This window comes from Pseudomonas nitroreducens (assembly GCF_014204515.1).
Taxonomy (GTDB): Bacteria; Pseudomonadota; Gammaproteobacteria; order Pseudomonadales; family Pseudomonadaceae; genus Pseudomonas; species Pseudomonas nitritireducens_A.
Genome location: NZ_JACHLI010000002.1, coordinates 53,881 through 77,666, shown reverse-complemented (window position 1 = coordinate 77,666; position 23,786 = coordinate 53,881). Strand labels below are relative to the sequence as shown.

Here is a 23,786-nt window from a genome sequence, read left to right as displayed (position 1 = left end):
CCTTGATTCTTCGAGCGCCACGAGAACAACCGCGAGACCGCCGACATGAATGCAACCCGTGAAACCATCGCCGCCGTCGCCACCGCCCAGGGCCGTGGCGGCGTGGGTATCGTCCGCGTCTCCGGCCCTCGTGCGCGCGCCATGGCCATCACCCTCAGCGGCCGCGAGCCACAACCGCGCTACGCACACTACGGCCCGTTCCACGCCGACGACGGTGACGTCATCGATGAAGGCCTGCTGCTGTACTTCCCCGGCCCGAACTCCTTCACCGGCGAAGATGTGCTCGAGCTGCAAGGCCACGGCGGCCCGGTGGTGATGGACATGCTGCTGCAGCGTTGCCTGGAGCTGGGCGCGCGCCAGGCCCGTCCCGGCGAGTTCAGCGAACGCGCCTTCCTCAACGACAAGCTCGACCTGGCCCAGGCCGAAGCCATTGCCGACCTCATCGAGGCCAGCTCGGCCCAGGCCGCGCGCAACGCCGTGCGCTCGCTGCAGGGCGAGTTCTCCAAGCGTGTGCACAACTTGACCGACCAACTGATCGGCCTGCGCATGTATGTCGAAGCCGCCATCGACTTCCCGGAAGAGGAAATCGATTTCCTCGCTGATGGCCACGTTCTCTCTCAGCTGGACACGGTCCGTGCCGAGCTGGCTGCAGTGCTGCGCGAAGCCGGCCAGGGTGCGCTGCTGCGCGATGGCATGACCGTCGTGATCGCCGGGCGCCCCAATGCCGGCAAATCGAGCCTGCTGAATGCCCTGGCGGGGCGTGAAGCGGCCATCGTCACCGATATCGCCGGCACCACCCGCGACGTGCTGCGCGAACATATCCACATCGACGGCATGCCGCTGCACATCATCGACACCGCCGGCCTGCGCAGCACCGATGACCATGTGGAAAAGATCGGCGTGGAACGCGCGCTGAAGGCCATCAATGAGGCCGATCGCGTGCTGCTGGTGGTCGACTCCACCGCGGCCGAGGCCAGCGATCCCTTCGCGCTGTGGCCGGAGTTTCTCGACAGCCGCCCGGATCCGGCGCACGTGACCCTGATCCGCAACAAGGCGGATTTATCCACAGAAAGCATCGGCCTGGAAGAAAGCGCTGACGGCCACGTCACCATCACCCTGTCCGCCCGCTCCGGCCATGGCCTGGACCTGCTGCGCGAGCACCTGAAGGCCTGCATGGGCTTCGAACAGACTGCCGAGAGCAGCTTCAGCGCCCGCCGCCGCCATCTGGAGGCCCTGCGCCTGGCCGGAGACAGCCTCGAGCACGGCCGCACACAGCTCACCCTGAGCGGCGCAGGCGAACTGCTGGCCGAAGACCTGCGTCAGGCTCAGCAGGCCCTGGGCGAGATTACCGGTGCCTTTACGCCGGACGACCTGCTGGGGCGCATCTTCTCCAGCTTCTGCATCGGCAAGTAATCCACAAAACGACTTATTCCTACCGGTGACGGAGTCCTTCCGTCATCGCGCTTCCGGCTGCTCGCCACTCCGCAAAGCAATCGGCTATCCACAGCTTGAATTTCACTGGAAGCCTCACCATACGGGCTTTTCTGGCATATAAAGCCATCTTCCACAGGCTTCCGTGAACCCTGTGGAAAAGTCACGTACAGCCAGGTTAACAACCCCTGCATCAGACTGTGTGTAAATACGCCTGTTGATAACATGGCAATCCATCCACAGGCTGAACACGGGAGATCCCCTGTCCCCGTACAGCATCGACACAGGGTTGTTAGGCGCTGAAAGCATGGCTGTATCTGGTCTGCAATAGGTTATCCACAGAAAACGGCTTCACCATACATAAACACAAGCTCTAAAAAGATTTAAAAAGATTCCTCTCTTTTATTTTCTATAGAGGCTGACAGTACCCGTTGGCTATTTTTTGTTCAGGTGCCTTCAATCGAAAGCCCTTAACCCCTATACTGTCCGGCTCTCTTCTTTCTCCTTGATCAACAGGCACGAGGTGCGTGGTGGATTTCCCTTCCCGTTTTGACGTGATCGTGATCGGCGGCGGCCATGCCGGCACAGAGGCCGCACTAGCGGCTGCACGCATGGGCGTGAAGACGCTGCTGCTCACCCACAATGTGGAAACCCTTGGCCAGATGAGCTGCAACCCCGCCATCGGTGGGATCGGCAAAAGCCATCTGGTCAAGGAAATCGATGCGCTGGGCGGTGCCATGGCACTGGCCACTGATAAAGGCGGCATCCAGTTCCGCGTGCTGAACAGCCGCAAGGGCCCGGCAGTCCGTGCGACTCGTGCCCAGGCAGACCGTGTTCTCTACAAGGCCGCGGTGCGCGAAATCCTGGAGAACCAGCCGAACCTGTGGATATTCCAGCAGGCCTGCGATGACCTGATCGTCGAACAGGACCAGGTGCGCGGCGTGGTGACCCAGATGGGTCTGAAATTCCATGCGGACAACGTCGTCCTTACCGCCGGCACCTTCCTCGGTGGACTTATCCACATCGGCCTGGAGAACTATTCCGGTGGCCGTGCCGGCGACCCGCCTTCGATCGCGCTGGCGCGCCGCCTGCGTGAACTGCCGCTGCGTGTCGGTCGCCTGAAGACCGGTACACCGCCGCGCATCGATGGCCGCAGCGTCGATTTCAGCGTGATGACCGAACAGCCCGGCGATACCCCGATCCCGGTGATGTCCTTCCTCGGCAACAAGGAAATGCATCCGCGCCAGGTCAGCTGCTGGATCACCCACACCAACTCGCGGACCCACGAGATCATCGCGTCCAACCTCGATCGCTCGCCCATGTATTCCGGCGTGATCGAGGGCGTCGGCCCGCGCTATTGCCCGTCGATCGAAGACAAGATCCATCGCTTCGCCGACAAGGACAGCCATCAGGTCTTCCTCGAGCCCGAAGGCCTGACCACCCATGAGCTGTACCCGAACGGCATCTCCACTTCGCTGCCCTTCGATGTGCAGCTGGATATTGTCCGCTCGATCCGTGGCATGGAAAACGCCCACATCGTTCGCCCTGGCTACGCCATCGAATACGACTACTTCGACCCGCGCGATCTGAAGTACAGCCTGGAGACCAAGGTCATCGGCGGTCTGTTCTTCGCTGGTCAGATCAACGGCACCACCGGATACGAAGAAGCCGGCGCCCAGGGTCTGCTCGCCGGCGCCAACGCCGCGCTGCGTTCGCAGGGCCGCGAAAGCTGGTGCCCGCGTCGTGATGAGGCCTACATCGGCGTGCTGGTCGACGACCTGATCACCCTGGGTACCCAGGAGCCGTACCGCATGTTCACCTCGCGCGCCGAATACCGGCTGATCCTGCGCGAGGACAACGCCGATCTGCGCCTGACCGAGAAAGGTCGCGAGCTGGGCCTGATCGACGATGAGCGCTGGGCAGTCTTCGAAGCCAAGCGCGAAGGCATCGAGCGTGAAGAGCAACGCCTGAAAAGCACCTGGGTTCGACCCAACACGCCCCAGGGCGATGCCATCGCGGAACGCTTCGGCACTCCGCTGGCTCACGAATACAACCTGCTGAACCTGCTGGCCCGTCCGGAAATCGATTACGTCAGCCTGGCCGAAGTGACCGGTGCCGGCGCAGAAGACCCGCAAGTCGCCGAGCAAGTCGAGATCCGCACCAAGTACGCCGGCTACATCGACCGCCAGCAGGAAGAGATCGCTCGCCTGCGGGCCAGCGAAGACACCCGCCTGCCTGTGGATATCGATTACCCGTCCATTTCCGGGCTGTCCAAGGAGATCCAGCTCAAGCTGGGCAACGCCCGACCGGAAACGCTCGGTCAGGCCGGCCGTATCCCGGGTGTCACCCCGGCGGCGATATCCCTGTTGCTGATCCATCTGAAGAAACGCTCCTCCGGTCGTCAGCTGGAGCAGAGCGCCTGATGTCCCTGGTCACTGCCCGCCACGCCGAAGAACTCGCGCGTGGCATCCAGACGCTCGGCCTGGATATCGACACTGCGACCCAGCAGCGCCTGCTGGACTACCTGGCCCTGCTGGCCAAGTGGAACAAGGCCTACAACCTCACCGCCGTGCGCGATGTGGATGAAATGGTCTCCCGCCACCTGCTCGACAGCCTGAGCATCGTGCCGTCGTTCGAAGCCGCCGGCGGCGAACGCTGGCTGGATGTCGGCAGCGGCGGCGGCATGCCCGGCATCCCGCTGGCCATCCTGTTCCCTGGCAAGTCCCTGACCCTGCTGGACAGCAACGGCAAGAAGACCCGCTTCCTCACCCAGGTGAAGCTCGAACTCAAGCTGGGCAACCTGCAGGTTATCCACAGCCGGGTGGAAGCCTTTCAGCCTGAGCAGCCGTTCCACGGCATCGTCTCGCGAGCCTTCAGCAGCCTCGAAGACTTCACCAACTGGACACGCCATCTCGGCGACACCCAGACCAACTGGCTGGCCATGAAAGGCGTGCACCCCAGCGACGAGCTCGCGGCACTCCCGGAAGATTTCCGGGTCGAAGCCGAACGCGCTCTGGCGGTGCCGGGTTGCCAAGGCCAGCGCCATCTGCTGATACTGCGCCGCACTGCATGACGGGGAGTGGGGAAAACCATGGCTAAGGTATTCGCGATCGCCAACCAGAAGGGCGGCGTCGGCAAGACCACGACCTGTATCAACCTCGCGGCATCGCTGGTCGCCACCAAGCGCCGCGTGCTGCTGATCGACCTTGATCCACAGGGCAACGCCACCACCGGCAGCGGTGTGGATAAGTTGTCCCTGGACCATTCCATCTACGACGTGCTCACCGGCGAATGCGACCTGGCCCAGGCCATGCAGTTCTCCGAGCACGGTGGCTACCAGCTGCTGCCCGCCAACCGCGACCTCACCGCGGCGGAAGTGGTGCTGCTGGAGATGGACATGAAGGAACACCGCCTGCGCCATGCGCTGGCGCCGATCCGCGAGAACTACGACTTCATCCTCATCGACTGCCCGCCGTCGCTGTCGATGCTCACGGTCAACGCCCTGTCCGCCGCGGACGGCGTGATCATTCCCATGCAGTGCGAGTACTACGCGCTGGAGGGCCTGACCGACCTGATGAACAGCATCCAGCGCATCGCCGAGCGCCTGAACCCGGCGCTGAAGATCGAAGGCCTGCTGCGCACCATGTATGACCCGCGCATCAGCCTGACCAACGACGTCAGCGCGCAGTTGCAGGAACACTTCGCCGACAAGCTCTACACCACCGTGATCCCGCGTAACGTGCGACTGGCCGAGGCACCCAGCTTCGGCATGCCGGCGCTGGTCTACGACAAGCAATCGCGCGGTGCTCTCGCCTACCTGGCGCTGGCCGGCGAACTGGTGCGCCGCCAGCGCGCCGCTCGCAGCACCGCAACCGCCTAAGAGATTAAGGAACCCGCATGGCCGCCAAGAAACGAGGTCTGGGACGCGGACTGGACGCCCTGCTCAGCGGCTCCAGCGCCGCGACGCTGCAGGAAGAGGCCGTTCAGGTGGACAGCCGGGAGCTGCAGCACCTGCCGCTGGACCTGATCCAGCGCGGCAAGTACCAGCCCCGCCGCGACATGGACCCGCAGGCCCTCGAGGAACTCGCCCAGTCGATCAAGGCCCAGGGCGTGATGCAGCCGATCGTGGTGCGCCCGATCGACAAGGGCCGCTACGAGATCATCGCCGGCGAACGCCGCTGGCGCGCCAGCCAGCAGGCCGGCCTGGACAAGATCCCGGCCATGGTCCGCGAAGTGCCCGACGAAGCCGCCATCGCCATGGCGCTGATCGAGAACATCCAGCGCGAGGACCTCAATCCCATCGAGGAAGCCGCCGCGCTGCAGCGCCTGCAGCAGGAATTCCAGCTGACCCAGCAGCAGGTCGCCGACGCCGTGGGCAAATCCCGCGTAACCGTGGCCAACCTGCTGCGCCTGATTGCCCTGCCGGAAGAGATCAAGACCCTGCTGTCCCACGGCGACCTGGAAATGGGCCATGCCCGCGCCCTGCTCGGACTGCCGGAGAATCGGCAGGTCGAAGGTGCGCGACATGTTGTCGCACGCGGTTTCACCGTGCGTCAGACCGAAGCACTGGTACGCCAGTGGCTGAACGCGCCGGAGGAACCTGTCAAAGCGGTCAGGACCGACCCGGACATCAGCCGCCTGGAACAGCGCCTGGCCGAGCGCCTGGGCGCTCCGGTGCAGATTCGCCACGGACAGAAGGGCAAGGGTCAACTGGTGATCCGCTACAACTCCCTCGACGAGCTGCAGGGCGTGCTGGCCCACATACGCTGATACGAAAGGCTATGTAGGGGGTCGTCGGAAATCACTACCTGACGGTTGAACGGGGGCCCTGCAGCCCCCTATACTCTGCGCGCAATTTTGTCGGCACAAAGTATGCCAAGTTGTTGATTTGTGAAGCCGACGCCAGAGGACTGTGAGCTGAAGATGGAACCCCGCAAGCCCGATCGTTTGCCCTTCCATCACCAACCGGCGTTTCGCCTGTTGCTCGTCCAGCTGGTGGTGCTGCTTATCGGTGCAGCAGCCCTGTGGTTTGCCCGGGGATCGGTCGCAGGTTATTCCGGATTGCTCGGAGGCCTGATTGCGTGGTTGCCGAATCTGTACTTTGCTCGCAAGGCGTTCCGTTACAGCGGAGCGCGTTCTGCCCAGCTGATAGTCCGGTCCTTTTATGCCGGTGAGGCGGGAAAGCTGATACTGACGGCAGTGCTCTTCGCACTGACGTTCGCAGGAGTGAAGCCGCTGGCGCCCCTGGCGCTGTTCGGCATCTACCTGCTGACCCTGGCGGTCAGCTGGTTGGCACCCCTGCTGATGCGAAACACATTTACAAGACCTTAGAGCGATTGAGGCAAACATGGCAGCAGAAAGCGCTTCGGGTTACATCCAGCACCACTTGCAGAACCTGACCCTGGGTCGTCTGCCGGATGGTTCCTGGGGGTTCGCCCACACCGCCGAACAAGCCAAGGAAATGGGCTTCTGGGCATTCCACGTTGATACCCTGGGCTGGTCCGTATTCCTCGGCCTGGTGTTCATCCTTATCTTCCGCATGGCAGCCAAGAAGGCCACCAGCGGTCAACCTGGCGGCCTGCAGAACTTCGTCGAAGTTCTGGTGGAGTTCGTCGACGGCAGCGTGAAGGACACCTTCCACGGCCGTAACCCGCTCATCGCACCGCTGGCGCTGACCGTGTTCGTCTGGATCTTCCTGATGAACCTGATCGACCTGGTGCCCGTGGACTTCCTGCCGCTGGCGGCTCAGGCGGTCACCGGCAACGAGCACCTGTTCTTCCGCGCCGTGGCCACTACCGATCCGAACGCCACCTTCGGCATGTCGATCGCAGTGTTCGCGCTGATCATCTTCTACAGCATCAAGGTCAAGGGCATCGGCGGCTTCCTCGGCGAACTGACCCTGCACCCGTTCCACAGCAAGAACATCGTGGTTCAGATCATCCTGATCCCGGTGAACTTCCTGCTGGAGTTCGTGACCCTGATCGCCAAGCCGGTATCCCTGGCACTGCGTCTGTTCGGCAACATGTACGCCGGCGAGCTGATCTTCATCCTGATCGCCGTGATGTTCGGTTCCGGCATCCTCTGGCTGGGCGGCATGGGCGTCGTGCTGAACTGGGCGTGGGCGGTGTTCCACATCCTGATCATCACCCTGCAGGCCTTCATCTTCATGATGCTGACCATCGTCTACCTGTCGATGGCGCACGAAGACAGCCACTGATCCAAAGATTCTGTACGCCCTCTCCCCTTGCGGGAGGGGGTGAAAGAAGAGCTTCACCACCTTAACTTGCTTCACCTTTAACCAACACGACAAAAAAGTCGGGAGGAAAAATGGAAACTGTAGTTGGACTCACTGCTATCGCCGTTGCTCTGCTGATCGGTCTGGGCGCTCTGGGTACCGCCATCGGCTTCGGCCTGCTGGGCGGCAAGTTCCTGGAAGGCGCTGCTCGTCAGCCGGAAATGGTTCCGATGCTGCAGGTCAAAATGTTCATCGTCGCCGGTCTGCTCGACGCCGTGACCATGATCGGTGTTGGTATCGCTCTGTTCTTCACCTTCGCTAACCCGTTCATTGCTCAGGTTGCCCAGTAATTTCCGCAGTGCGGAAATCTGTGACTGAACAACGAACGAGCGAGGTATTGGCGTGAACATTAATGCAACTCTGATCGGCCAGGCCATCGCGTTCGCCATCTTCGTCCTGTTCTGCATGAAGTTCGTATGGCCTCCGGTCATTGCGGCTCTGCACGAGCGTCAGAAGAAGATCGCCGACGGCCTGGACGCTGCCAACCGCGCGGCTCGTGACCTGGAACTGGCCCACGAGAAAGCGGGTCAGCAACTGCGCGAAGCCAAGGCTCAGGCAGCCGAAATCATCGAGCAGGCGAAGAAGAGCGCTAACCAGATCGTTGACGAAGCCCGTGATCAGGCCCGTGCCGAAGGTGATCGCATGATCGCCCAGGCCAAGGCCCAGATCGAACAGGAGCTCAACAGCGTCAAGGACGCCCTGCGTGCCCAAGTGGGTGCCCTGGCTGTCTCCGGCGCCGAGAAGATCCTGGGTGCTTCGATCGATGCCAACGCGCAAAAGCAGCTGGTTGATCAACTGGCCGCCGAGATCTAAGCAGAGGGCGATATGGCAGAACTGACCACATTGGCTCGTCCATACGCGAAGGCGGCTTTCGAGTACGCCCAGGCTCATCAGCAACTGGCCGATTGGTCCGCTGCTCTGGGTGTGCTGGCTGCAGTGTCGCAGGACGACACCGTGCGCCAGCTGCTCAAAGAGCCCCAGCTGACAGCGGCAGCCAAGGCTGACGCGCTGATCGACGTGTGTGGCGACAAGCTCAATGCTCCGGCCCAGAACTTCGTCCGGACTGTGGCTGAAAACAAGCGGCTCGACCTGCTGCCGACCATCTTCGTGATGTTCGAGCAACTCAAGGCCGAGCAGGAAAAATTGGTCGAGGTCGAGGTCACCAGTGCCTTCGCCCTGGACCAGCAACAGCAGGACAAACTCGCCAAGGCTCTCAGCGCCCGGCTCAGTCGCGAAGTGCGACTTCATGCGTCGGAAGACGCGAGCCTGATCGGCGGCGTGGTCATTCGCGCCGGTGACTTGGTAATCGATGGCTCGGTGCGCGGCAAAATCGCGAAACTGGCCGAAGCGTTGAAATCTTGAGTTTGAAGGGGCAGCGGCATGCAGCAACTCAATCCTTCCGAAATTAGTGAAATCATCAAGGGCCGCATCGAGAAACTCGATGTAGCCTCGCAAGCTCGTAACGAAGGCACCATCGTCAGCGTTTCCGACGGTATCGTGCGCATCTTCGGTCTGGCCGACGTCATGTACGGCGAGATGATCGAATTCCCGGGCGGCGTCTACGGTATGGCGCTGAACCTGGAGCAAGACTCCGTCGGTGCTGTGGTACTGGGTGAATACCAGGACCTCAAAGAAGGCATGAATGCCAAGTGCACCGGCCGCATCCTGGAAGTACCGGTTGGTCCGGAACTGCTGGGTCGCGTGGTCGACGCTCTGGGCAACCCGATCGATGGCAAAGGCCCGATCGATGCCAAGCTGACCGACGCTGTCGAGAAAGTGGCACCGGGCGTGATCTGGCGTAAGTCGGTAGACCAGCCGGTGCAGACCGGTTACAAGTCGGTCGACGCCATGATCCCGGTTGGCCGTGGTCAGCGCGAGCTGGTCATCGGTGACCGTCAGATCGGTAAAACCGCTCTGGCCATCGACGCCATCATCAACCAGAAGAACAGCGGCATCCGCTGCGTCTACGTAGCCATTGGTCAGAAGCAATCGACCATCGCCAACGTCGTTCGCAAGCTGGAAGAAAACGGCGCCCTGGCCAACACCATCGTGGTGGTTGCCAGTGCTTCGGAATCCGCTGCTCTGCAATACCTGGCTCCGTACTCCGGCTGCACCATGGGCGAATACTTCCGCGACCGCGGTGAAGACGCCCTGATCGTGTACGATGACCTGTCCAAGCAGGCCGTAGCCTATCGCCAGATCTCCCTGCTGCTGCGCCGTCCGCCGGGCCGCGAAGCTTATCCGGGCGACGTGTTCTATCTCCACAGCCGTCTGCTGGAGCGCGCTTCCCGCGTTTCCGAGGAGTACGTAGAGAAGTTCACCAATGGCGAAGTGAAAGGCAAGACCGGTTCCCTGACCGCCCTGCCGATCATCGAAACCCAGGCTGGCGACGTTTCCGCCTTCGTTCCGACCAACGTGATCTCGATCACCGACGGTCAGATCTTCCTGGAATCGGCCATGTTCAACTCGGGTATCCGTCCGGCCGTCAACGCCGGTATCTCGGTATCCCGTGTGGGTGGCGCGGCCCAGACCAAGATCATCAAGAAGCTGTCCGGCGGTATCCGTACCGCGCTGGCCCAGTACCGTGAACTGGCGGCCTTCGCCCAGTTCGCCTCGGACCTGGACGACGCGACCCGCAAGCAGCTGGAACATGGTCAGCGCGTTACCGAGCTGATGAAGCAGAAGCAATACGCGCCGATGTCCATCGCCGAGATGTCGCTGTCCCTGTATGCCGCCGAGCGTGGCTTCCTGCAGGACGTCGAGATCGCCAAGGTGGGCGCCTTCGAACAAGCGCTGATCGCCTACTTCCAACGTGAGAACGCCGCTCTGCTGGCGAAGATCAACGAGAAGGGTGACTTCAACGACGAAATCGACGCAGGCATCAAAGCCGGCATCGAGAAGTTCAAGGCCACCCAAACCTGGTAAGCCGCAGCGGGGGCCGGTGACGGCTCCCGCCTGCTAAACCGATAGGTGTGAAATGGCAGGCGCAAAAGAGATTCGCAGCAAGATTGCGAGCATCAAAAGCACGCAAAAAATCACCAATGCCATGGAAAAGGTGGCGGTGAGCAAGATGCGCAAGGCACAAATGCGCATGGCGGCCGGCCGTCCCTACGCGGAGCGCATTCGCCAGGTGATCGGCCATCTGGCCAACGCCAACCCGGAATACCGTCACCCGTTCATGGTCGAGCGTGAAGTAAAGCGCGTCGGCTACATCGTGGTGAGCTCCGACCGTGGCCTGGCTGGCGGCCTGAACATCAACCTGTTCAAGGCGCTCGTCAAGGACATGAGCGGGCAGCGCGATCGTGGCGCGGAGATCGACCTCTGCGTGATCGGCTCCAAAGGTGCATCCTTCTTCAAGAGCTATGGCGGCAACGTGGTTGCAGCTATCAGCCACCTGGGCGAAGAGCCGTCGATCAATGATCTGATCGGCAGCGTCAAGGTCATGCTGGATGCCTACCTGGAAGGTCGTATCGATCGCCTGTACGTGGTTTCCAACAAGTTCGTCAACACCATGACCCAGAAGCCGACCGTGGAACAGCTGATTCCGCTGGTGGCCGAGGACAATGCCGAGCTGAAACACCACTGGGACTACCTCTACGAACCCGACGCCAAGGCCCTCCTCGACGGCCTGCTGGTGCGCTACGTGGAATCCCAGGTGTACCAGTCCGTGGTTGAGAACAACGCCTGCGAGCAGGCGGCCCGGATGATTGCAATGAAGAACGCTACCGACAACGCCGGTGATCTGATCAGTGGTCTGCAACTGATCTACAACAAGGCACGTCAGGCGGCGATCACCCAGGAAATCTCGGAAATCGTCGGCGGCGCTGCCGCGGTGTAAGAACAGGTTCAAAATTCAGAGGAACCAGACATGAGTAGCGGACGTATCGTTCAAATCATCGGCGCCGTGATCGACGTGGAATTCCCGCGCGATGCCGTGCCGAGCATCTACGAGGCCCTGAAAGTTCAGGGCGTCGAAACCACTCTGGAAGTTCAGCAGCAGCTGGGCGACGGCGTGGTTCGTTCCATTGCGATGGGTTCCACCGAAGGCCTCAAGCGTGGCCTGAACGTGGAAAGCACCGGCGCAGCCATCTCCGTCCCGGTCGGCACCAAGACCCTGGGCCGTATCATGGACGTGCTGGGCAACCCGATCGACGAAGCCGGTCCCATCGGCGAAGAAGAGCGCTGGGGTATTCACCGCGACGCTCCGTCCTACGCTGACCAGGCTGGCGGCAACGACCTGCTCGAAACCGGCATCAAGGTTATCGACCTGGTCTGCCCGTTCGCCAAGGGCGGTAAAGTCGGTCTGTTCGGTGGTGCCGGTGTCGGCAAGACCGTCAACATGATGGAACTGATCCGTAACATCGCCATGGAGCACAGCGGTTACTCTGTGTTCGCGGGTGTGGGCGAGCGTACTCGTGAGGGTAACGACTTCTACCACGAGATGAAGGATTCCGGCGTACTGGACAAGGTAGCCCTGGTTTACGGCCAGATGAACGAGCCGCCGGGCAACCGTCTGCGCGTTGCACTGACCGGCCTGACCATGGCCGAGAAGTTCCGTGACGAAGGCCGTGACGTACTGCTGTTCATCGACAACATCTACCGTTACACCCTCGCCGGTACCGAAGTATCCGCACTGCTGGGCCGTATGCCTTCCGCAGTAGGTTACCAGCCGACCCTGGCCGAAGAGATGGGCGTTCTGCAGGAGCGCATCACCTCCACCAAGAAAGGCTCGATCACCTCGATCCAGGCCGTCTACGTTCCCGCGGACGACCTGACCGACCCGAGCCCGGCGACCACCTTCGCCCACCTGGACGCCACCGTCGTACTGTCCCGTGACATCGCCTCGCTGGGTATCTACCCGGCCGTCGATCCGCTGGACTCGACTTCCCGTCAGCTGGACCCGCTGGTCATCGGCCAGGATCACTACGACACCGCTCGTGGCGTGCAGTACGTTCTGCAGCGCTACAAGGAGCTGAAGGACATCATCGCGATCCTGGGCATGGACGAACTGTCCGAGTCCGACAAGCTGCTGGTGGCCCGTGCTCGTAAGATCCAGCGCTTCCTGTCCCAGCCGTTCTTCGTGGCTGAAGTATTCACCGGCTCGCCGGGCAAATACGTCTCCCTGAAGGACACCATCGCTGGCTTCAAAGGCATCCTCAACGGCGACTACGACCACCTGCCCGAGCAGGCGTTCTACATGGTCGGCGGCATCGAAGAAGCCATCGAGAAAGCGAAGAAGCTGTAATCCGTGCGCCCGGCAACGGGCGCTTACGTGAGGCAAGGGTATGGCTATTACTGTCCACTGCGACATCGTCAGCGCCGAAGCGGAGATCTTCTCCGGTCTGGTCGAGCTGGTCGTAGCGCACGGCTCCCTGGGCGATCTGGGTATCGCTCCGGGCCACGCGCCGCTGATCACCGAGCTCAAGCCGGGTCCGATCCGCCTGGTGAAGCAGGGTGGCGAACAGGAGGTGTACTACATCTCCGGTGGCTTCCTCGAAGTCCAGCCGAGCATGGTCAAGGTTCTCGCCGACACCGTGATTCGCGCAGGCGACCTCGACGAAGCGGCTGCCCAGACCGCACTGAAGGAAGCTGAGAAGGCTCTGCAAGGTAAAGGTGCAGAGTTCGACTACAGCTCCGCCGCAGCCCGCCTGGCCGAAGCCGCAGCGCAACTGCGCACGGTCCAGCAGGTTCGCAAGAAGTACGGCGGCTGAGCCGCGTGAAGCCTTCGGGCTTTAGCGAAAAATAGGAAAAGGGTAGCCTTGGCTACCCTTTTTCTTTTTCCATCGCCGGGGTTTCCCCGCTTACCAGGACGGTCCCTCATCCATGTCCCTCGAAATCGTCATCCTCGCCGCTGGCCAGGGCACCCGCATGCGCTCGGCCCTGCCGAAAGTCCTGCACCCGGTCGCTGGCAAACCGATGCTCGCCCATGTGATCGACACCGCCCGCGGTCTCGGCCCTTCGCGTATCCATGTGGTCATCGGCCATGGCGCGGACCTGGTGCGCGAACGCCTGCAGGCGGATGACCTGAATTTCGTGATCCAGGAGCAGCAGCTGGGCACCGGCCACGCCGTGGCGCAGGCGGCTCCGTTCCTCAGCGCCGATACCGTGCTGATCCTCTACGGCGACGTGCCGCTGATCGAGCAGCCGACCCTGGAGCGCCTGATGGCCCAGGCCACGCCGAAGCAACTGGCGCTGCTGACCGTCGAGCTGGATGACCCGACCGGCTACGGCCGCATCATTCGCGATGCTGCCGGCGAAGTGCAGGCCATCGTCGAGCAGAAGGACGCGAGCCCCGAGCAGCGTGCGATTCGCGAAGGCAACACCGGCATCCTCGCCGCGCCGCGCGAGCGCCTGCTGGGCTGGCTGTCGCGCCTGTCGAATTCCAACGCCCAGGGCGAGTACTACCTCACCGATGTCATCGCCATGGCCGTGTCCGATGGCCTGCGCGTGGCCACTGCCCAGCCGCAGGTGGCGATGGAGACCCAGGGCGCCAACGATCGCCTGCAGCTCTCCGAGCTGGAGCGCTTCTTCCAGCTGCGCGTCGGCCGTCGTCTGATGGCCCAGGGCGTGACCCTGATCGATCCGGCGCGTTTCGACGTACGCGGTGAAGTCAGCGTCGGCCGCGATGTCAGCATCGACATCAACGTGATCCTCGAAGGCCAGGTGGAAATCGAGGACGACGTGCAGATCGGCCCGAACTGCTACATCAAGGACAGCACCCTGCGCCGTGGCGCGATCATCAAGGCCAACTCGCACCTGGAAGGCGCCCATGTCGGCCCCGACAGTGACGTCGGCCCGTTCGCCCGCCTGCGTCCGGGCAGCGTGCTGGAGCGCAAGGTGCATGTGGGTAACTTCGTCGAGCTGAAGAATGCCCACCTGCAGGACGGCGTGAAGGTCGGCCACCTGACCTACCTGGGCGACAGTGAAGTCGGGGCGCGCAGCAACATCGGCGCCGGCACCATCACCTGCAACTACGATGGCGCGAACAAGTGGCGCACCAGCATCGGCGAAGACGTCTTCATCGGCTCCAACAATTCGCTGGTGGCGCCTGTGGATATCGGCTCCGGCGCCACGACCGGCGCGGGCTCCACCATCACTGCCGAGGTCCCTGCGGGCACCCTCGGCGTCGGTCGCGCCAAGCAACGGGTGATCGAAGGCTGGAAGCGCCCGGAAAAGCTCAAGAAATCCTGATGTACCGCAGATCGCCCTGTGGGTAAGTGCTTATCCACAGGGCGATCTGCTTTCTGCTTATTCACAGGCCGCTGCGCGGTGCGCAGTCGCCTGTCACCGCTGGAGTTTCCCGGTCATGCTTGGCGTCGCCATCCTGATCTTTCTGATCACCGATCCGTTCGGCAACATCGCGGTGTTCCTCGCCGCCCTCAAATCCGTCCCCGCTGAACGTCGCCTGAAGGTGGCGCTGCGCGAACTGCTGTTCGCCCTCGGCCTGCTGCTGCTGTTCCTCACCCTGGGCGAGCACATCCTCACCGGGCTGGGGCTGAGCAAGGAAGCCACGGGGATCGCCGGCGGCATCATCCTCTTCGTGGTCGCCATGCGCCTGATCTTCCCGACGCCCCAGGGCGTGCTGGGCGATATGCCGGACAACGAGCCGCTGTTCGTACCACTGGCTACGCCCGCCGTAGCCGGCCCCTCGGCACTGGCGATGCTGATCACCCTGCGCAGCACCTACACTGGTCCCTTGTGGGAGCTGTACCTGGCGGTGATCCTGGCCTGGGCGGCGACCGCCTTCATCCTGATGCAGGCGGCGTTCCTCCAGCGCTTCCTCGGCCCGCGCGGATTGATGGCCGTGGAACGGCTGGCTGGCATGCTGCTGATCATGCTCAGCGTGAACATGCTGCTGCAGAACGTGCGCAGCTTCCTGCATATTGCGGCTTGATGCTGTCCGTTCGAGAACTGCCATGATCCTGCGTGTCCTGACCTTCGCGCTCCTCACCACCCTGCTCGCCGGCTGTGCCGACAAGGGCCTGCAGATCGACCGCGAGCATGTGTCGAGGAACCAGGACAGCCGCATCCAGTACGTCATCGTCCACTACACCTCGGCCAACCTGCAGCGCTCCCTGGCGCTGCTGACCCACGGCGAAGTGAGCGCGCACTACCTGATCGGCGACAACCCGGCGACCATCTACCAGCTGGTGGACGAGAACCGCCGCGCCTGGCATGCCGGCGCCAGCGAATGGCAGGGGCGTACCTGGCTGAACTCCACCTCCATCGGCATCGAGCTGGTGAACCCCGGCTACCGCGACACCCCCAGCGGCAAGATCTGGTACCCCTACCCGGACGCGCAGATCGATGCGCTGATCGCCCTGCTCAAGGACATCACTCAGCGCCAGGGCATCACCCCGGAACACATCCTCGGCCACAGCGACATCGCCCCGCAGCGCAAGGTCGATCCGGGCCCGCTGTTCCCCTGGAAGAAGCTCGCCGATGCCGGCCTGATCCCCTGGCCCAAGCCGGGCGAGCTGGCGCGGCGCCTGGCCGAACTGAACGGCCAGTTGCCGGCGCCGGGCTGGTTCCAGCAACAACTGGCGCGGCACGGCTACGCAGTGCCTCTGGATGGGGTGATGGACGAGGAAACCCGCAACGTGATCGCGGCCTTCCAGATGCGCTTCCGCCCGGCGCGCTTCGATGGTGAGCCGGACCTGGAAACCGCCGCGCTGCTGCTGGCGGTGCCGACCTCCTAGACCGGCAGCAGCAGGTAGAAGCGCGAGCCCTTGCCCTGCTGCGAACGCAGGGCGATGCGCCCGCCATGCAGTTGCACGATCTCCCGGCACAGCGCCAGACCCAGGCCGACGCCGCCCTTCTTGCGCCCGACCTGTACGAACGGCTCGAAGATGCGCCCTTGCTGGCTCAGCGGAATGCCGTCACCGCTGTCCTCGACGGCGATGGCGACGCGTTCCTCCTGGCAGCGCGCCTGCAGGCGGATGGTGCCGCCCTGGGGCGTGTGGCGCAGGGCGTTACCGATCAGATTGTCCAGCACGCGGTCGATCTGCAGGCGATCGATAGAGATGTGCGGAAGGCCTTCGGCGAGCTCAAGGTCCAGCTCGACGCCCTTCTCCCGAGCCGGCCCGGCGAAGCGCTGCAGCGCCTGGCCGAGCAGCTCGGGGACGTCGCACAACTGCAATTCCAGTTTCTGCGTGCCGCTCTGGTAGCGGGAGAAATTCAGCAGGTCGTTGATCAGTCGCACCAGGCGGTGCATTTCCTCATCCACCGTGCGCACCAGGTCGCGCTCGCGGGAGTCCTCGGCGAACTTCAGGCGTTCCGCCAGCAGGCCGAAGGCCATGTGCATGCCGGTCATGGGGGTGCGCAGCTCATGGGAAGCGCGCAGGACGAAATCGTTTCGCACCCGCTCGAAGGCGCGCTGCTCGGTGACATCGCGCACCACCATCACCGCGCCGATGTTGCGCCCGTCGTCGTGGCTGACCGGCGACATGCCCCAGGTCAGCAGCCGGCTCTCACCGCCGACTTCCACCACCAGGTCCTGCGGGGTCTCCTCCAGCAGGTTGCCGCTGAGGACGCGTTGCGTCGCCTGGGTCAGTTCCGGGTTGTTCAGCAAGCTGCCCAGTTCCTGGCCCTGGGGGTCGCCCTGGGCGAACAGCTGGCGGGTGGCGACCGGGTTGGCGTGCTCGATGCGCCCGTGGCGGTCGAGGATCACCAGGCCGTCGTCGATGCTGTCGAGCACCGCCAGCAGGCGCTTGCGGCCTGAGCCGAGCGCCTCGGTATTGCTCGCCCGGTACAGGCGCAACGCTTCGGCCATCAGGCCGAAGCGGCGACTCAGCGAGCTCATCTCGGCCACCCCGGACACCGGCAGGGTGACGTCGAAATCGCCCTGGCCGATCTTGTCCGCCGCCTTGGCCAGTGACTCGATGGGCGCGCCGAAGCGCCGCGCGATGCTGTGCGCGGTAATGAAGCCGACCACCAGGATAGCGATGCCGATCAGGCCGAGCAGGCCACTGACCAGCAGCGTGCGGTCGCGGGCGCTGCGTTCCTCGTGGCCGATGTTGTCCATGGCCTGCTGGTGCAGCGCCAGCAGGCGGTTGCGCAGGTCGTCGAGGCTGCGGCTGAGGTCGCTGTCCTCCAGCAATTCCGGGCGTCCGGGGCCGGGACTGTCGGTGCTGTCGACGAACTGCCGGTGGGCGTCGGCGATACCCGCCATGGCCTGGCGCTCTTCACTGTTGCGCGCCAGCTCGCGGCCACGGTCCAGGGCCTTGGCGAAATGCGTGCGGGCCATCTCCAGCTGCGCGGCGCTGGGCTTTGCGCTGAGGACCTGGACCAGCTCGTCGCCCAGCGCCTGGCGCAGGCGCTGGCTGACCTCGATGGTCTGGAAGTTGTGCTGAATCAGCCGGGCCTGTTCACGGCCGCTCAGCATCATGCTGAACAGACCGAGCAGCAGGCCCAGCAGGGCGACCGTGATCAGCGCCGAGATACTCAGGAAGAGTCTCGTGCGCAGCGTCATCGGAATCGGCAGATTCACAGGCTGTACTGCTTGCGCTTGCGATAGAGGGTGGACGCGTCGATCCCCAGGGTCTTGGCCGCCTGGTCGAGGGTGGCACTGGAGGCCATCACGGCGGCGATGTGGGCTTTTTCCAGTTCCTCCAGGCTCAGGGCTTCACCGATGCGCGGAGCGGTATTGGTGGATTGCTCGCCAATCGCCAGCTGTTCGATGCAGATCAGCTCCTGATTGCAGATGATGCTTGCGCGCTCGATCACGTTGCGCAGCTCGCGGACGTTGCCGGGCCAGTTGTAACGGCGCAGCAGTGCCCGGGCCTCGTCGGTGAAGCCGCGGGCAGGACGGCCGTAGTCCTTGACGAAACGGGCGAGGAAACGCTCGGCCAGTCCGATGATGTCCTCGGCGCGCTCCCGCAGCGGCGGCAGATTGAGGACGATAACGTTCAGGCGGTACAGCAGGTCTTCCCGGAAAGTGCCTTGGGCCACCATGCCGGCGAGGTCGCGGTTGGTGGCAGCGAGGATGCGCACGTCGGCATTGCGGGTGACCGGGTCGCCGATGCGCTCATATTCCTTGTCCTGAATGAACCGCAGCAATTTGGGCTGCAGGATGAGGGGAAAATCGCCGATCTCGTCGAGGAACAGCGTGCCGCCATCCGCCTGGCTGATGCGCCCGAGGGTGTTTTCCGTGGCGCCGGTGAAGGCCCCGCGGCTGTGGCCGAACAGCTCGCTTTCCATCAGTTCGGCCGACAGCGACGGGCAGTTGATGGTCACGCAGGATTTCTTCGCCCGCTTGCTCCAGCCGTGGATGGCTCGCGCCAGTTCGCCCTTGCCGGAGCCGGACTCGCCGAGGATGAGGATGTTGGCGTCGGTGGCGGCTACCTGGCGGGCAGTCTCCAGCACGGCGGCCATGGCCGGGCTGTGCGACTCCAGTACATCGCCCTGCTTGCGCATCTCGCCTTCCAGCGCCTCGATGCGCGCGGTGAGCTGGCGCACTTCCAGTTGCTTGGCCGCTGCCAGGCGCAGCTGGTCGGGGCTGCAGGGTTTCACCAGGTAATCGGCGGCGCCGGCCTGCATGGCGTCCACGGCGGTGTCGACGGCCGAATGGGCAGTGACTATCACCACGCGCATCCAGGGCGCCTGCACGCGCATCTGCGCGAGCACGTCGAGGCCGTTGTCTTCGCCCAGGCGCAGGTCGAGGAAGCACAGGTCGAATACCTGGCGTTGCAGCAGGTTCTCGGCCTGCTGCGCGCTGTTGGCAGTGGCCACGCTGTAACCCTCGTCCTCCAGGCAGTAGCGGAAGGAGCGCAGGATGGCGGACTCGTCGTCGATCAGAAGGATGCGGCCCTGCTGTTCAGGCGTTGCGTCCATTCAGGAGATTCCTCGTTGTTGAAAATCGTTGTTGTGAAGTAAGGATTTTCCTTAGTCCAGGGTTTTTCGTGCAAGTTGCAAGAATCTTTCTGACGCTTCGGGCAGGGTGCACAGTCCGTTGCCTTTCTGATCATGCAACGCTTTGAAATATATGAATTATTTCCATTAATGGCACTGGCATGGGGCTTGCGGATCCAAGGAAGGAACATCCCTGATCGGAGAATGCCATGTCTCACCCGAAGATCCTTGCCCTGGCACTGGGTTCCGCGCTCCTCGCCCTGCAGCCGCTTTCCAGCCACGCCGCCGAGAGTGGACTGGCGGCGCAACTGGCCGAAGCCCGCCAGGAAGGTTCGATCTGGACGGCGATCAACCTCAATCGCGAACTCAAGCCCTATTCGATCAAGGTCGATGTGGAAAGCGGCCGCGCACAGCTGACCGGTGCAGTCGCCAGCGAGGAGCAGAAGGCCCTGGCCGGGCAGATCGCCGGCAGTATCGAAGGCATCAGCGCCGTGGATAACCAGCTGGCGGTCGATGCATCCCTGGCCTCCGCGCCGAAAGGCGAGTCGCCGAAGGCTGAAGGCGCCCAGGGTGATGGTGTCGTGCAGCAGTGGGACGACGCCACCCTGGCGGCCAGGGTGAAATCCAAACTGCTGCTGGAGAAACGCGGTGCCGGCCTGGATATCAAGGTCAGCAGCCGCGCCGGTGCGGTAACCCTGGAGGGCACCGCCGCCAGTGAAGAGGCCAGCCAGGAGGCTGCGCACCTGGCGGCCCAGACCGAAGGCGTCGCCTCTGTGGATAACCGCCTGAAGGTCGACCCCGACGCCGCTTCCACGCAGAAGCTGGAGAAGTCCGTGGGCGACGCCCAGGCCGCCGTCAGCGATGCCTGGATCACCAGTCAGATCAAGGCCGGCATTCTCGCCGAACATGCCCTGCAGGGCCTGTCCATCGGTGTTTCCACCCGCGATGGGGTGGTCACGCTCAGCGGCCAGGTGCCCAGTGCGGACGAGCGCCAGCAACTCATCGATGCGGCGCGCAAGACCCGTGGTGTGCGTGAGGTGGACGCCGCTGCGTTGAAGGTGGCCGGTCAGGCCGCCGAGCTCTTCCACCCTTCGCAACAGGAGATCCAGTCATGAATCGTACGACCAGCCAGCTCAACGAACTCATCGAGATCACCCGCGACGGCGAGCGCTTCTACCAGCACGCCATCCACGAAGTGAAGGATCCGCGCCTGCAGCAGCTGTTCCAGTCCACGGCCCAGGCCAAGACCGACGTGATCAATGCCCTGGCCGGCAAGGTCGCGGCCAACCACGACGATCCCGCCACCGGCGGCACCCTGCTCGGCAAGTTGCGCCAGGTGTATGCCGATACCCGCGCCAGCCTGGCCCACGACGAAGGCGCCACCTATGTCGCGCAACTGGAGGAGACCGAGGATCGCATCCTGCACGCCTTCGAGGACGCCCTGCAGAACGGCACGCCAGAGACCCAGGCGCTGTTGCGCGCCGAACTGCCCAAGGTGCGCGCCTGCCACGACCAGATGAGCGAGCTGAAACATTCGCTGAAGTGACGCAGTTCACGGTGGCGCAGGGACGCGCTGCGGGTCGGGATTGCAAAACGCACGGCCCGTCCCGGCCCATCGTGCAGGATGCGGTGAAGAGGGACTTTGGTACTATGTTCAAGTTATTGATTTTAAACGAGAAAAAAGAATTATCGAGACTGGCATGGGCCCTGCAATCTTCCAGGCAAAGCCAGTCAACAAACCACCCGCGGCGGCACCGGGCCAGGTCCTGAGAGAAGGACCCGAGGTTCGACAGAGCAACCACCGATGGGCAGGAGAGCGGAAATGGACAACGCCACCAACAGCCAAGTGCGAGTCGTACGGATCGATGCATGGAGCCGGATTTTCTTCGCCGCTGCCCTGCTGCTGCTGTTGATCAACCAGGTGCAGCTGCAGATGCAGGTCTCCCAGGCTGCCAGCGCATCGGTTGCCTATGTCCCGAGCGCAGCCAGCGCTCCAGGTCTGTACCGCGAAGCGTCGCGCTTCCCGCAGCCGGCGCAGAGCCAGGCTCGCGTCGCGCCGGCCCCGCAGGCACAGACCCAGGCCCAGGTCGAGGTCCAGCCGATGGCGCGGACCCAGGCGGGCTGGGTGTTCTGAATCGCCGGCGGGCCGCCGGTCCGCCCGATAGGTCCGTAGTGCCCGGAAGCGCCCGGGCGGACAAGCCTTGCGGAGACTGCCTTGCGATGACTCCGCCGGCTATCACTGGAGCAGGCACCTGGAGCGGTGCCGAACCGACAACGAGAAGAGGAGAGACCCCATGCTTAGCTGGGCACTGACATTTCTGATCATCGCCATCATCGCCGCGGTCCTGGGCTTCGGTGGTATCGCCGGCGCGGCTACCAGCATCGCCAAGATCCTGTTCGTGATTTTCCTGGTGTTGTTCGTCGTGTCCTTCTTCATGGGCCGTCGCCGAGGCTGACCTGGGTCGGATCGGCTGAAGAAGTGGAACAAGGAGCGTAGTGATGGGTGTGACCCGCAATCTGCTGCTGTCCTTCGTGCTGCTGGGCGCCGGGGTTCACGCCCTGGCAGCCGAGGCGGACAAGGACGCGCAATACCGCCTCAACGAGCTGATCGCCAGCGACGAGCAGTACCGCGACACCTGGCAGTCGGTGATCAAGGACGAGAGCCGCCTGCCGGACTGGGTGATGAACCTCAGCGGCACGGCGACGCCGATGCAGGCGGTGGACGAGCAGGGCGACAAATACCTGGTGGGTGAATTGTGCGAGCCGCACAACTGCAGCGCCCATCGGTTGTACGTGGCCTTCACCTGGGACAAGGACAAGGCCTATGCGCTGTACGTGCAGGTTCCCGAGAACCTGCCGGCGGACAAGTCGCCGAGCAAGCACGCCAGCTTCCGCTGGCTGGGCGAGCCGGACGATTCGGTCAAACGGATCCTCGATGACCAGCTCAAGAGCGATCCGAACTGGTACTGAGCACTCAGCTACCGAAATGAAGATTCAGAGATTCGCGTAGCCAGAAGGCGTACGCAGGACCAGGGGGCCGGGATGTTCGGGATGCGTCATGTCCTGAATGACCCAGGGGTACAGGGGGTACCTCCGCTTTGGCGGGCCGGGTCAGGCAAGGCCTTCGGAACCGGCGCGGTGACGCCGCGCCGGTTTCGGAGTGCCACATTTCCTTACAGAACACTGCCTTTCAGTACATTCCTTTCCGCTTCAACACTTACCGATTCAACATCCGCCTGCAGACGAAAAGCCTTCGGGATCAGGGCTTGAAGTTGGCCGCGTCCCGCGCCCAGCCATCGAGCACCGGTTTCAGGTCGTCCAGGGTCAGGTGCGTGCTGGTGTTCTCCAGCGTCTTGCCAGCGCCCTTGCGCACCACCTTGGCCACCGGCTTGCTGGTCGCGCCATCCAGCGCCTCGAACTCCACGAATACCTCGGTATCCTGATCGCGGGTGCCCATGGCCGTCGTGGTTGCCGCCACCACCAGTGCCACCGGGATGACTTCGTAGGCCTTCAGCCCTTCGGTGGAGATGTTCACCCCGGTAATGGCGGTGCGCAGTACCAGGGTGTCGCGGTCGGCCTGCTGGACGATGCGGTAGCGGTTACCCAGTTGCAGCTCCACCTGCTGCTTCAGGTAGTCGGGGATGGCATCGAGGGTCTTCTGGTCGATGTTCTGGTTGGGGCTGGGGGATGGGTAGTACACCGGCCGTTCCACCAGTACCGAGCTGTAGTTGGCCAGCTTCAGGCCGGGATCGGTCCAGCGCAGCACCGGCTGGCCGCTGGGGGAGGTGGCGGGCTTGAGTTGCGAGTAGTCGCCGAGGAAGCCGGAGTACTGCGAGGCGTCCGGTTTCTGGCTGGAGCAGCCGGCCAGCGCCAGGGCGCCGGCGAAGAGCAGGGTGGGTACTACGTAGCGTCGCGTCATAGAGCTTCCTTATTCTGAGTGTCACCGCGTTGTGCTTGCACCACATCGAACGAGCCGTCGCTGGCCCGCTTGTCACGGTCGCGGCAGGGTAGCCGCACGCTGGCTCGAAGCCGGTCGAACTTCACTGACGTCAGTCAATTCGGAGTGTTGTGGAAAGGTCTTACAATCACCCGCCGATTCCCGTCAGCCGATTTCCTTGGGCCTGACAGGTCGGCAGCCACCGCAACCATCGAAACAATGAAGAGCGGAATCCGGCGACTTATCCACAGGACGCCCGCTTTCCCGCCAGCC

At 63.3% G+C, this 23,786-nt stretch carries 25 protein-coding genes; 22 read left to right on the top strand and 3 right to left on the bottom strand.

The genetic code is table 11. From position 1 onward, the window contains the following. Window positions 1-45: 45 nt before the first annotated feature. From mnmE to HNP46_RS03025, 17 genes are all read left to right on the top strand, one after another. Window positions 46-1,413: a tRNA uridine-5-carboxymethylaminomethyl(34) synthesis GTPase MnmE gene (mnmE, locus tag HNP46_RS03105; RefSeq protein WP_184586053.1), complete on the top strand. Its 1,368-nt coding sequence runs from the start codon at window positions 46-48 to the stop codon at window positions 1,411-1,413. A gap of 548 nt (window positions 1,414-1,961) precedes the next feature. Then, the gene (gene mnmG / locus HNP46_RS03100) at window positions 1,962-3,854 is read left to right on the top strand and encodes a tRNA uridine-5-carboxymethylaminomethyl(34) synthesis enzyme MnmG (protein ID WP_184586052.1); all 1,893 of its coding nucleotides are present in this window, start codon (window positions 1,962-1,964) and stop codon (window positions 3,852-3,854) included. Then, entirely contained in the window at window positions 3,854-4,504 is a 651-nt protein-coding gene (rsmG, locus tag HNP46_RS03095; RefSeq protein ID WP_184586051.1) for a 16S rRNA (guanine(527)-N(7))-methyltransferase RsmG, read from the top strand. The genes mnmG and rsmG overlap by 1 nt, the downstream gene beginning before the upstream one ends. Window positions 4,505-4,522: 18 nt before the next feature. Beyond that, entirely contained in the window at window positions 4,523-5,311 is a 789-nt protein-coding gene (locus tag HNP46_RS03090) for a ParA family protein (RefSeq protein ID WP_184586050.1), read from the top strand. Window positions 5,312-5,328: 17 nt separating this feature from the next. After that, window positions 5,329-6,201, top strand: a complete 873-nt coding sequence (locus HNP46_RS03085) for a ParB/RepB/Spo0J family partition protein (RefSeq protein WP_184586049.1) — start codon at window positions 5,329-5,331, stop codon at window positions 6,199-6,201. Between the two features lie 153 nt (window positions 6,202-6,354). Next, entirely contained in the window at window positions 6,355-6,762 is a 408-nt protein-coding gene (locus HNP46_RS03080; RefSeq protein WP_184586048.1) for a F0F1 ATP synthase subunit I, read from the top strand. Between the two features lie 16 nt (window positions 6,763-6,778). After that, a complete protein-coding gene (gene atpB, locus HNP46_RS03075) occupies window positions 6,779-7,648 on the top strand; it encodes a F0F1 ATP synthase subunit A (protein ID WP_184586047.1) in 870 nt (289 codons plus the stop codon). Window positions 7,649-7,758: 110 nt separating this feature from the next. Then, window positions 7,759-8,016: a F0F1 ATP synthase subunit C gene (atpE, locus tag HNP46_RS03070; protein ID WP_003457994.1), complete on the top strand. Its 258-nt coding sequence runs from the start codon at window positions 7,759-7,761 to the stop codon at window positions 8,014-8,016. A 52-nt stretch (window positions 8,017-8,068) separates the two neighbouring features. Beyond that, window positions 8,069-8,539, top strand: a complete 471-nt coding sequence (locus HNP46_RS03065) for a F0F1 ATP synthase subunit B (RefSeq protein ID WP_017518842.1) — start codon at window positions 8,069-8,071, stop codon at window positions 8,537-8,539. Window positions 8,540-8,551: 12 nt separating this feature from the next. Beyond that, entirely contained in the window at window positions 8,552-9,088 is a 537-nt protein-coding gene (locus tag HNP46_RS03060) for a F0F1 ATP synthase subunit delta (RefSeq protein ID WP_024765001.1), read from the top strand. Window positions 9,089-9,106: 18 nt separating this feature from the next. Further along, on the top strand, window positions 9,107-10,651 hold the full coding sequence (atpA, locus tag HNP46_RS03055) for a F0F1 ATP synthase subunit alpha (protein WP_184586046.1): 1,545 nt from the start codon (window positions 9,107-9,109) through the stop codon (window positions 10,649-10,651). Window positions 10,652-10,703: 52 nt separating this feature from the next. Continuing rightward, window positions 10,704-11,564: a F0F1 ATP synthase subunit gamma gene (gene atpG / locus HNP46_RS03050; RefSeq protein WP_184586045.1), complete on the top strand. Its 861-nt coding sequence runs from the start codon at window positions 10,704-10,706 to the stop codon at window positions 11,562-11,564. Between the two features lie 30 nt (window positions 11,565-11,594). Next, the gene (gene atpD, locus HNP46_RS03045; RefSeq protein ID WP_045213787.1) at window positions 11,595-12,971 is read left to right on the top strand and encodes a F0F1 ATP synthase subunit beta; all 1,377 of its coding nucleotides are present in this window, start codon (window positions 11,595-11,597) and stop codon (window positions 12,969-12,971) included. 40 nt (window positions 12,972-13,011) lie between these two features. Then, window positions 13,012-13,437: a F0F1 ATP synthase subunit epsilon gene (locus HNP46_RS03040; RefSeq protein WP_045213789.1), complete on the top strand. Its 426-nt coding sequence runs from the start codon at window positions 13,012-13,014 to the stop codon at window positions 13,435-13,437. Between the two features lie 112 nt (window positions 13,438-13,549). Then, on the top strand, window positions 13,550-14,917 hold the full coding sequence (glmU, locus tag HNP46_RS03035) for a bifunctional UDP-N-acetylglucosamine diphosphorylase/glucosamine-1-phosphate N-acetyltransferase GlmU (protein WP_184586044.1): 1,368 nt from the start codon (window positions 13,550-13,552) through the stop codon (window positions 14,915-14,917). 115 nt (window positions 14,918-15,032) lie between these two features. Next, entirely contained in the window at window positions 15,033-15,620 is a 588-nt protein-coding gene (locus HNP46_RS03030) for a MarC family protein (RefSeq protein WP_017518835.1), read from the top strand. Window positions 15,621-15,642: 22 nt separating this feature from the next. After that, window positions 15,643-16,425 (top strand): N-acetylmuramoyl-L-alanine amidase, encoded by a 783-nt coding sequence (locus HNP46_RS03025; protein WP_184586043.1) that lies wholly within the window; start codon window positions 15,643-15,645, stop codon window positions 16,423-16,425. Here HNP46_RS03025 and HNP46_RS03020 read toward each other — a convergent pair. After that, entirely contained in the window at window positions 16,422-18,215 is a 1,794-nt protein-coding gene (locus HNP46_RS03020; RefSeq protein ID WP_184586042.1) for a KinB sensor domain-containing domain, read from the bottom strand. The two genes, HNP46_RS03025 and HNP46_RS03020, sit on opposite strands and share 4 nt — an antisense overlap. Further along, on the bottom strand, window positions 18,212-19,558 hold the full coding sequence (gene algB / locus HNP46_RS03015) for a sigma-54-dependent response regulator transcription factor AlgB (RefSeq protein WP_184586041.1): 1,347 nt from the start codon (window positions 19,556-19,558) through the stop codon (window positions 18,212-18,214). The genes HNP46_RS03020 and algB overlap by 4 nt, the downstream gene beginning before the upstream one ends. A 227-nt stretch (window positions 19,559-19,785) precedes the next feature. On the opposite strand from algB, the gene HNP46_RS03010 reads away from it, so the two are divergent. The 5 genes from HNP46_RS03010 to HNP46_RS02990 all read left to right on the top strand — a co-directional run bounded on the left by HNP46_RS03010 (window position 19,786) and on the right by HNP46_RS02990 (window position 22,546). Then, window positions 19,786-20,691 (top strand): BON domain-containing protein, encoded by a 906-nt coding sequence (locus HNP46_RS03010; RefSeq protein WP_184586040.1) that lies wholly within the window; start codon window positions 19,786-19,788, stop codon window positions 20,689-20,691. Further along, window positions 20,688-21,122 carry a ferritin-like domain-containing protein gene (locus HNP46_RS03005; protein WP_184586039.1) on the top strand — a complete coding sequence of 145 codons (435 nt, stop codon included), beginning with the start codon at window positions 20,688-20,690 and terminating at the stop codon, window positions 21,120-21,122. The genes HNP46_RS03010 and HNP46_RS03005 overlap by 4 nt, the downstream gene beginning before the upstream one ends. Before the next feature lie 276 nt (window positions 21,123-21,398). Continuing rightward, window positions 21,399-21,710 (top strand): hypothetical protein, encoded by a 312-nt coding sequence (locus tag HNP46_RS03000; RefSeq protein ID WP_184586038.1) that lies wholly within the window; start codon window positions 21,399-21,401, stop codon window positions 21,708-21,710. Window positions 21,711-21,870: 160 nt separating this feature from the next. Next, window positions 21,871-22,032, top strand: a complete 162-nt coding sequence (locus HNP46_RS02995; protein WP_184586037.1) for a DUF1328 domain-containing protein — start codon at window positions 21,871-21,873, stop codon at window positions 22,030-22,032. A gap of 43 nt (window positions 22,033-22,075) precedes the next feature. Then, the gene (locus HNP46_RS02990; RefSeq protein WP_184586036.1) at window positions 22,076-22,546 is read left to right on the top strand and encodes an inhibitor of vertebrate lysozyme family protein; all 471 of its coding nucleotides are present in this window, start codon (window positions 22,076-22,078) and stop codon (window positions 22,544-22,546) included. Window positions 22,547-22,835: 289 nt separating this feature from the next. Here the strand turns inward: HNP46_RS02990 and HNP46_RS02985 are convergent, their stop codons facing one another. Continuing rightward, window positions 22,836-23,495 (bottom strand): DUF3313 domain-containing protein, encoded by a 660-nt coding sequence (locus HNP46_RS02985; protein ID WP_184586035.1) that lies wholly within the window; start codon window positions 23,493-23,495, stop codon window positions 22,836-22,838. Window positions 23,496-23,786: the final 291 nt, after the last annotated feature.

Coding starts and splice junctions, on each gene's coding strand:
- mnmE (WP_184586053.1), top strand. CDS start 46: ATGAATGCAACCCGTGAAACCATCGCCGCCGTCGCCACCGCCCAGGGC.
- rsmG (WP_184586051.1), top strand. CDS start 3,854: ATGTCCCTGGTCACTGCCCGCCACGCCGAAGAACTCGCGCGTGGCATC.
- HNP46_RS03090 (WP_184586050.1), top strand. CDS start 4,523: ATGGCTAAGGTATTCGCGATCGCCAACCAGAAGGGCGGCGTCGGCAAG.
- HNP46_RS03085 (WP_184586049.1), top strand. CDS start 5,329: ATGGCCGCCAAGAAACGAGGTCTGGGACGCGGACTGGACGCCCTGCTC.
- HNP46_RS03080 (WP_184586048.1), top strand. CDS start 6,355: ATGGAACCCCGCAAGCCCGATCGTTTGCCCTTCCATCACCAACCGGCG.
- atpB (WP_184586047.1), top strand. CDS start 6,779: ATGGCAGCAGAAAGCGCTTCGGGTTACATCCAGCACCACTTGCAGAAC.
- atpE (WP_003457994.1), top strand. CDS start 7,759: ATGGAAACTGTAGTTGGACTCACTGCTATCGCCGTTGCTCTGCTGATC.
- HNP46_RS03060 (WP_024765001.1), top strand. CDS start 8,552: ATGGCAGAACTGACCACATTGGCTCGTCCATACGCGAAGGCGGCTTTC.
- atpA (WP_184586046.1), top strand. CDS start 9,107: ATGCAGCAACTCAATCCTTCCGAAATTAGTGAAATCATCAAGGGCCGC.
- atpG (WP_184586045.1), top strand. CDS start 10,704: ATGGCAGGCGCAAAAGAGATTCGCAGCAAGATTGCGAGCATCAAAAGC.
- atpD (WP_045213787.1), top strand. CDS start 11,595: ATGAGTAGCGGACGTATCGTTCAAATCATCGGCGCCGTGATCGACGTG.
- HNP46_RS03040 (WP_045213789.1), top strand. CDS start 13,012: ATGGCTATTACTGTCCACTGCGACATCGTCAGCGCCGAAGCGGAGATC.
- glmU (WP_184586044.1), top strand. CDS start 13,550: ATGTCCCTCGAAATCGTCATCCTCGCCGCTGGCCAGGGCACCCGCATG.
- HNP46_RS03030 (WP_017518835.1), top strand. CDS start 15,033: ATGCTTGGCGTCGCCATCCTGATCTTTCTGATCACCGATCCGTTCGGC.
- HNP46_RS03025 (WP_184586043.1), top strand. CDS start 15,643: ATGATCCTGCGTGTCCTGACCTTCGCGCTCCTCACCACCCTGCTCGCC.
- algB (WP_184586041.1), bottom strand. CDS start 19,558: ATGGACGCAACGCCTGAACAGCAGGGCCGCATCCTTCTGATCGACGAC.
- HNP46_RS03010 (WP_184586040.1), top strand. CDS start 19,786: ATGTCTCACCCGAAGATCCTTGCCCTGGCACTGGGTTCCGCGCTCCTC.
- HNP46_RS03005 (WP_184586039.1), top strand. CDS start 20,688: ATGAATCGTACGACCAGCCAGCTCAACGAACTCATCGAGATCACCCGC.
- HNP46_RS03000 (WP_184586038.1), top strand. CDS start 21,399: ATGGACAACGCCACCAACAGCCAAGTGCGAGTCGTACGGATCGATGCA.
- HNP46_RS02995 (WP_184586037.1), top strand. CDS start 21,871: ATGCTTAGCTGGGCACTGACATTTCTGATCATCGCCATCATCGCCGCG.
- HNP46_RS02990 (WP_184586036.1), top strand. CDS start 22,076: ATGGGTGTGACCCGCAATCTGCTGCTGTCCTTCGTGCTGCTGGGCGCC.
- HNP46_RS02985 (WP_184586035.1), bottom strand. CDS start 23,495: ATGACGCGACGCTACGTAGTACCCACCCTGCTCTTCGCCGGCGCCCTG.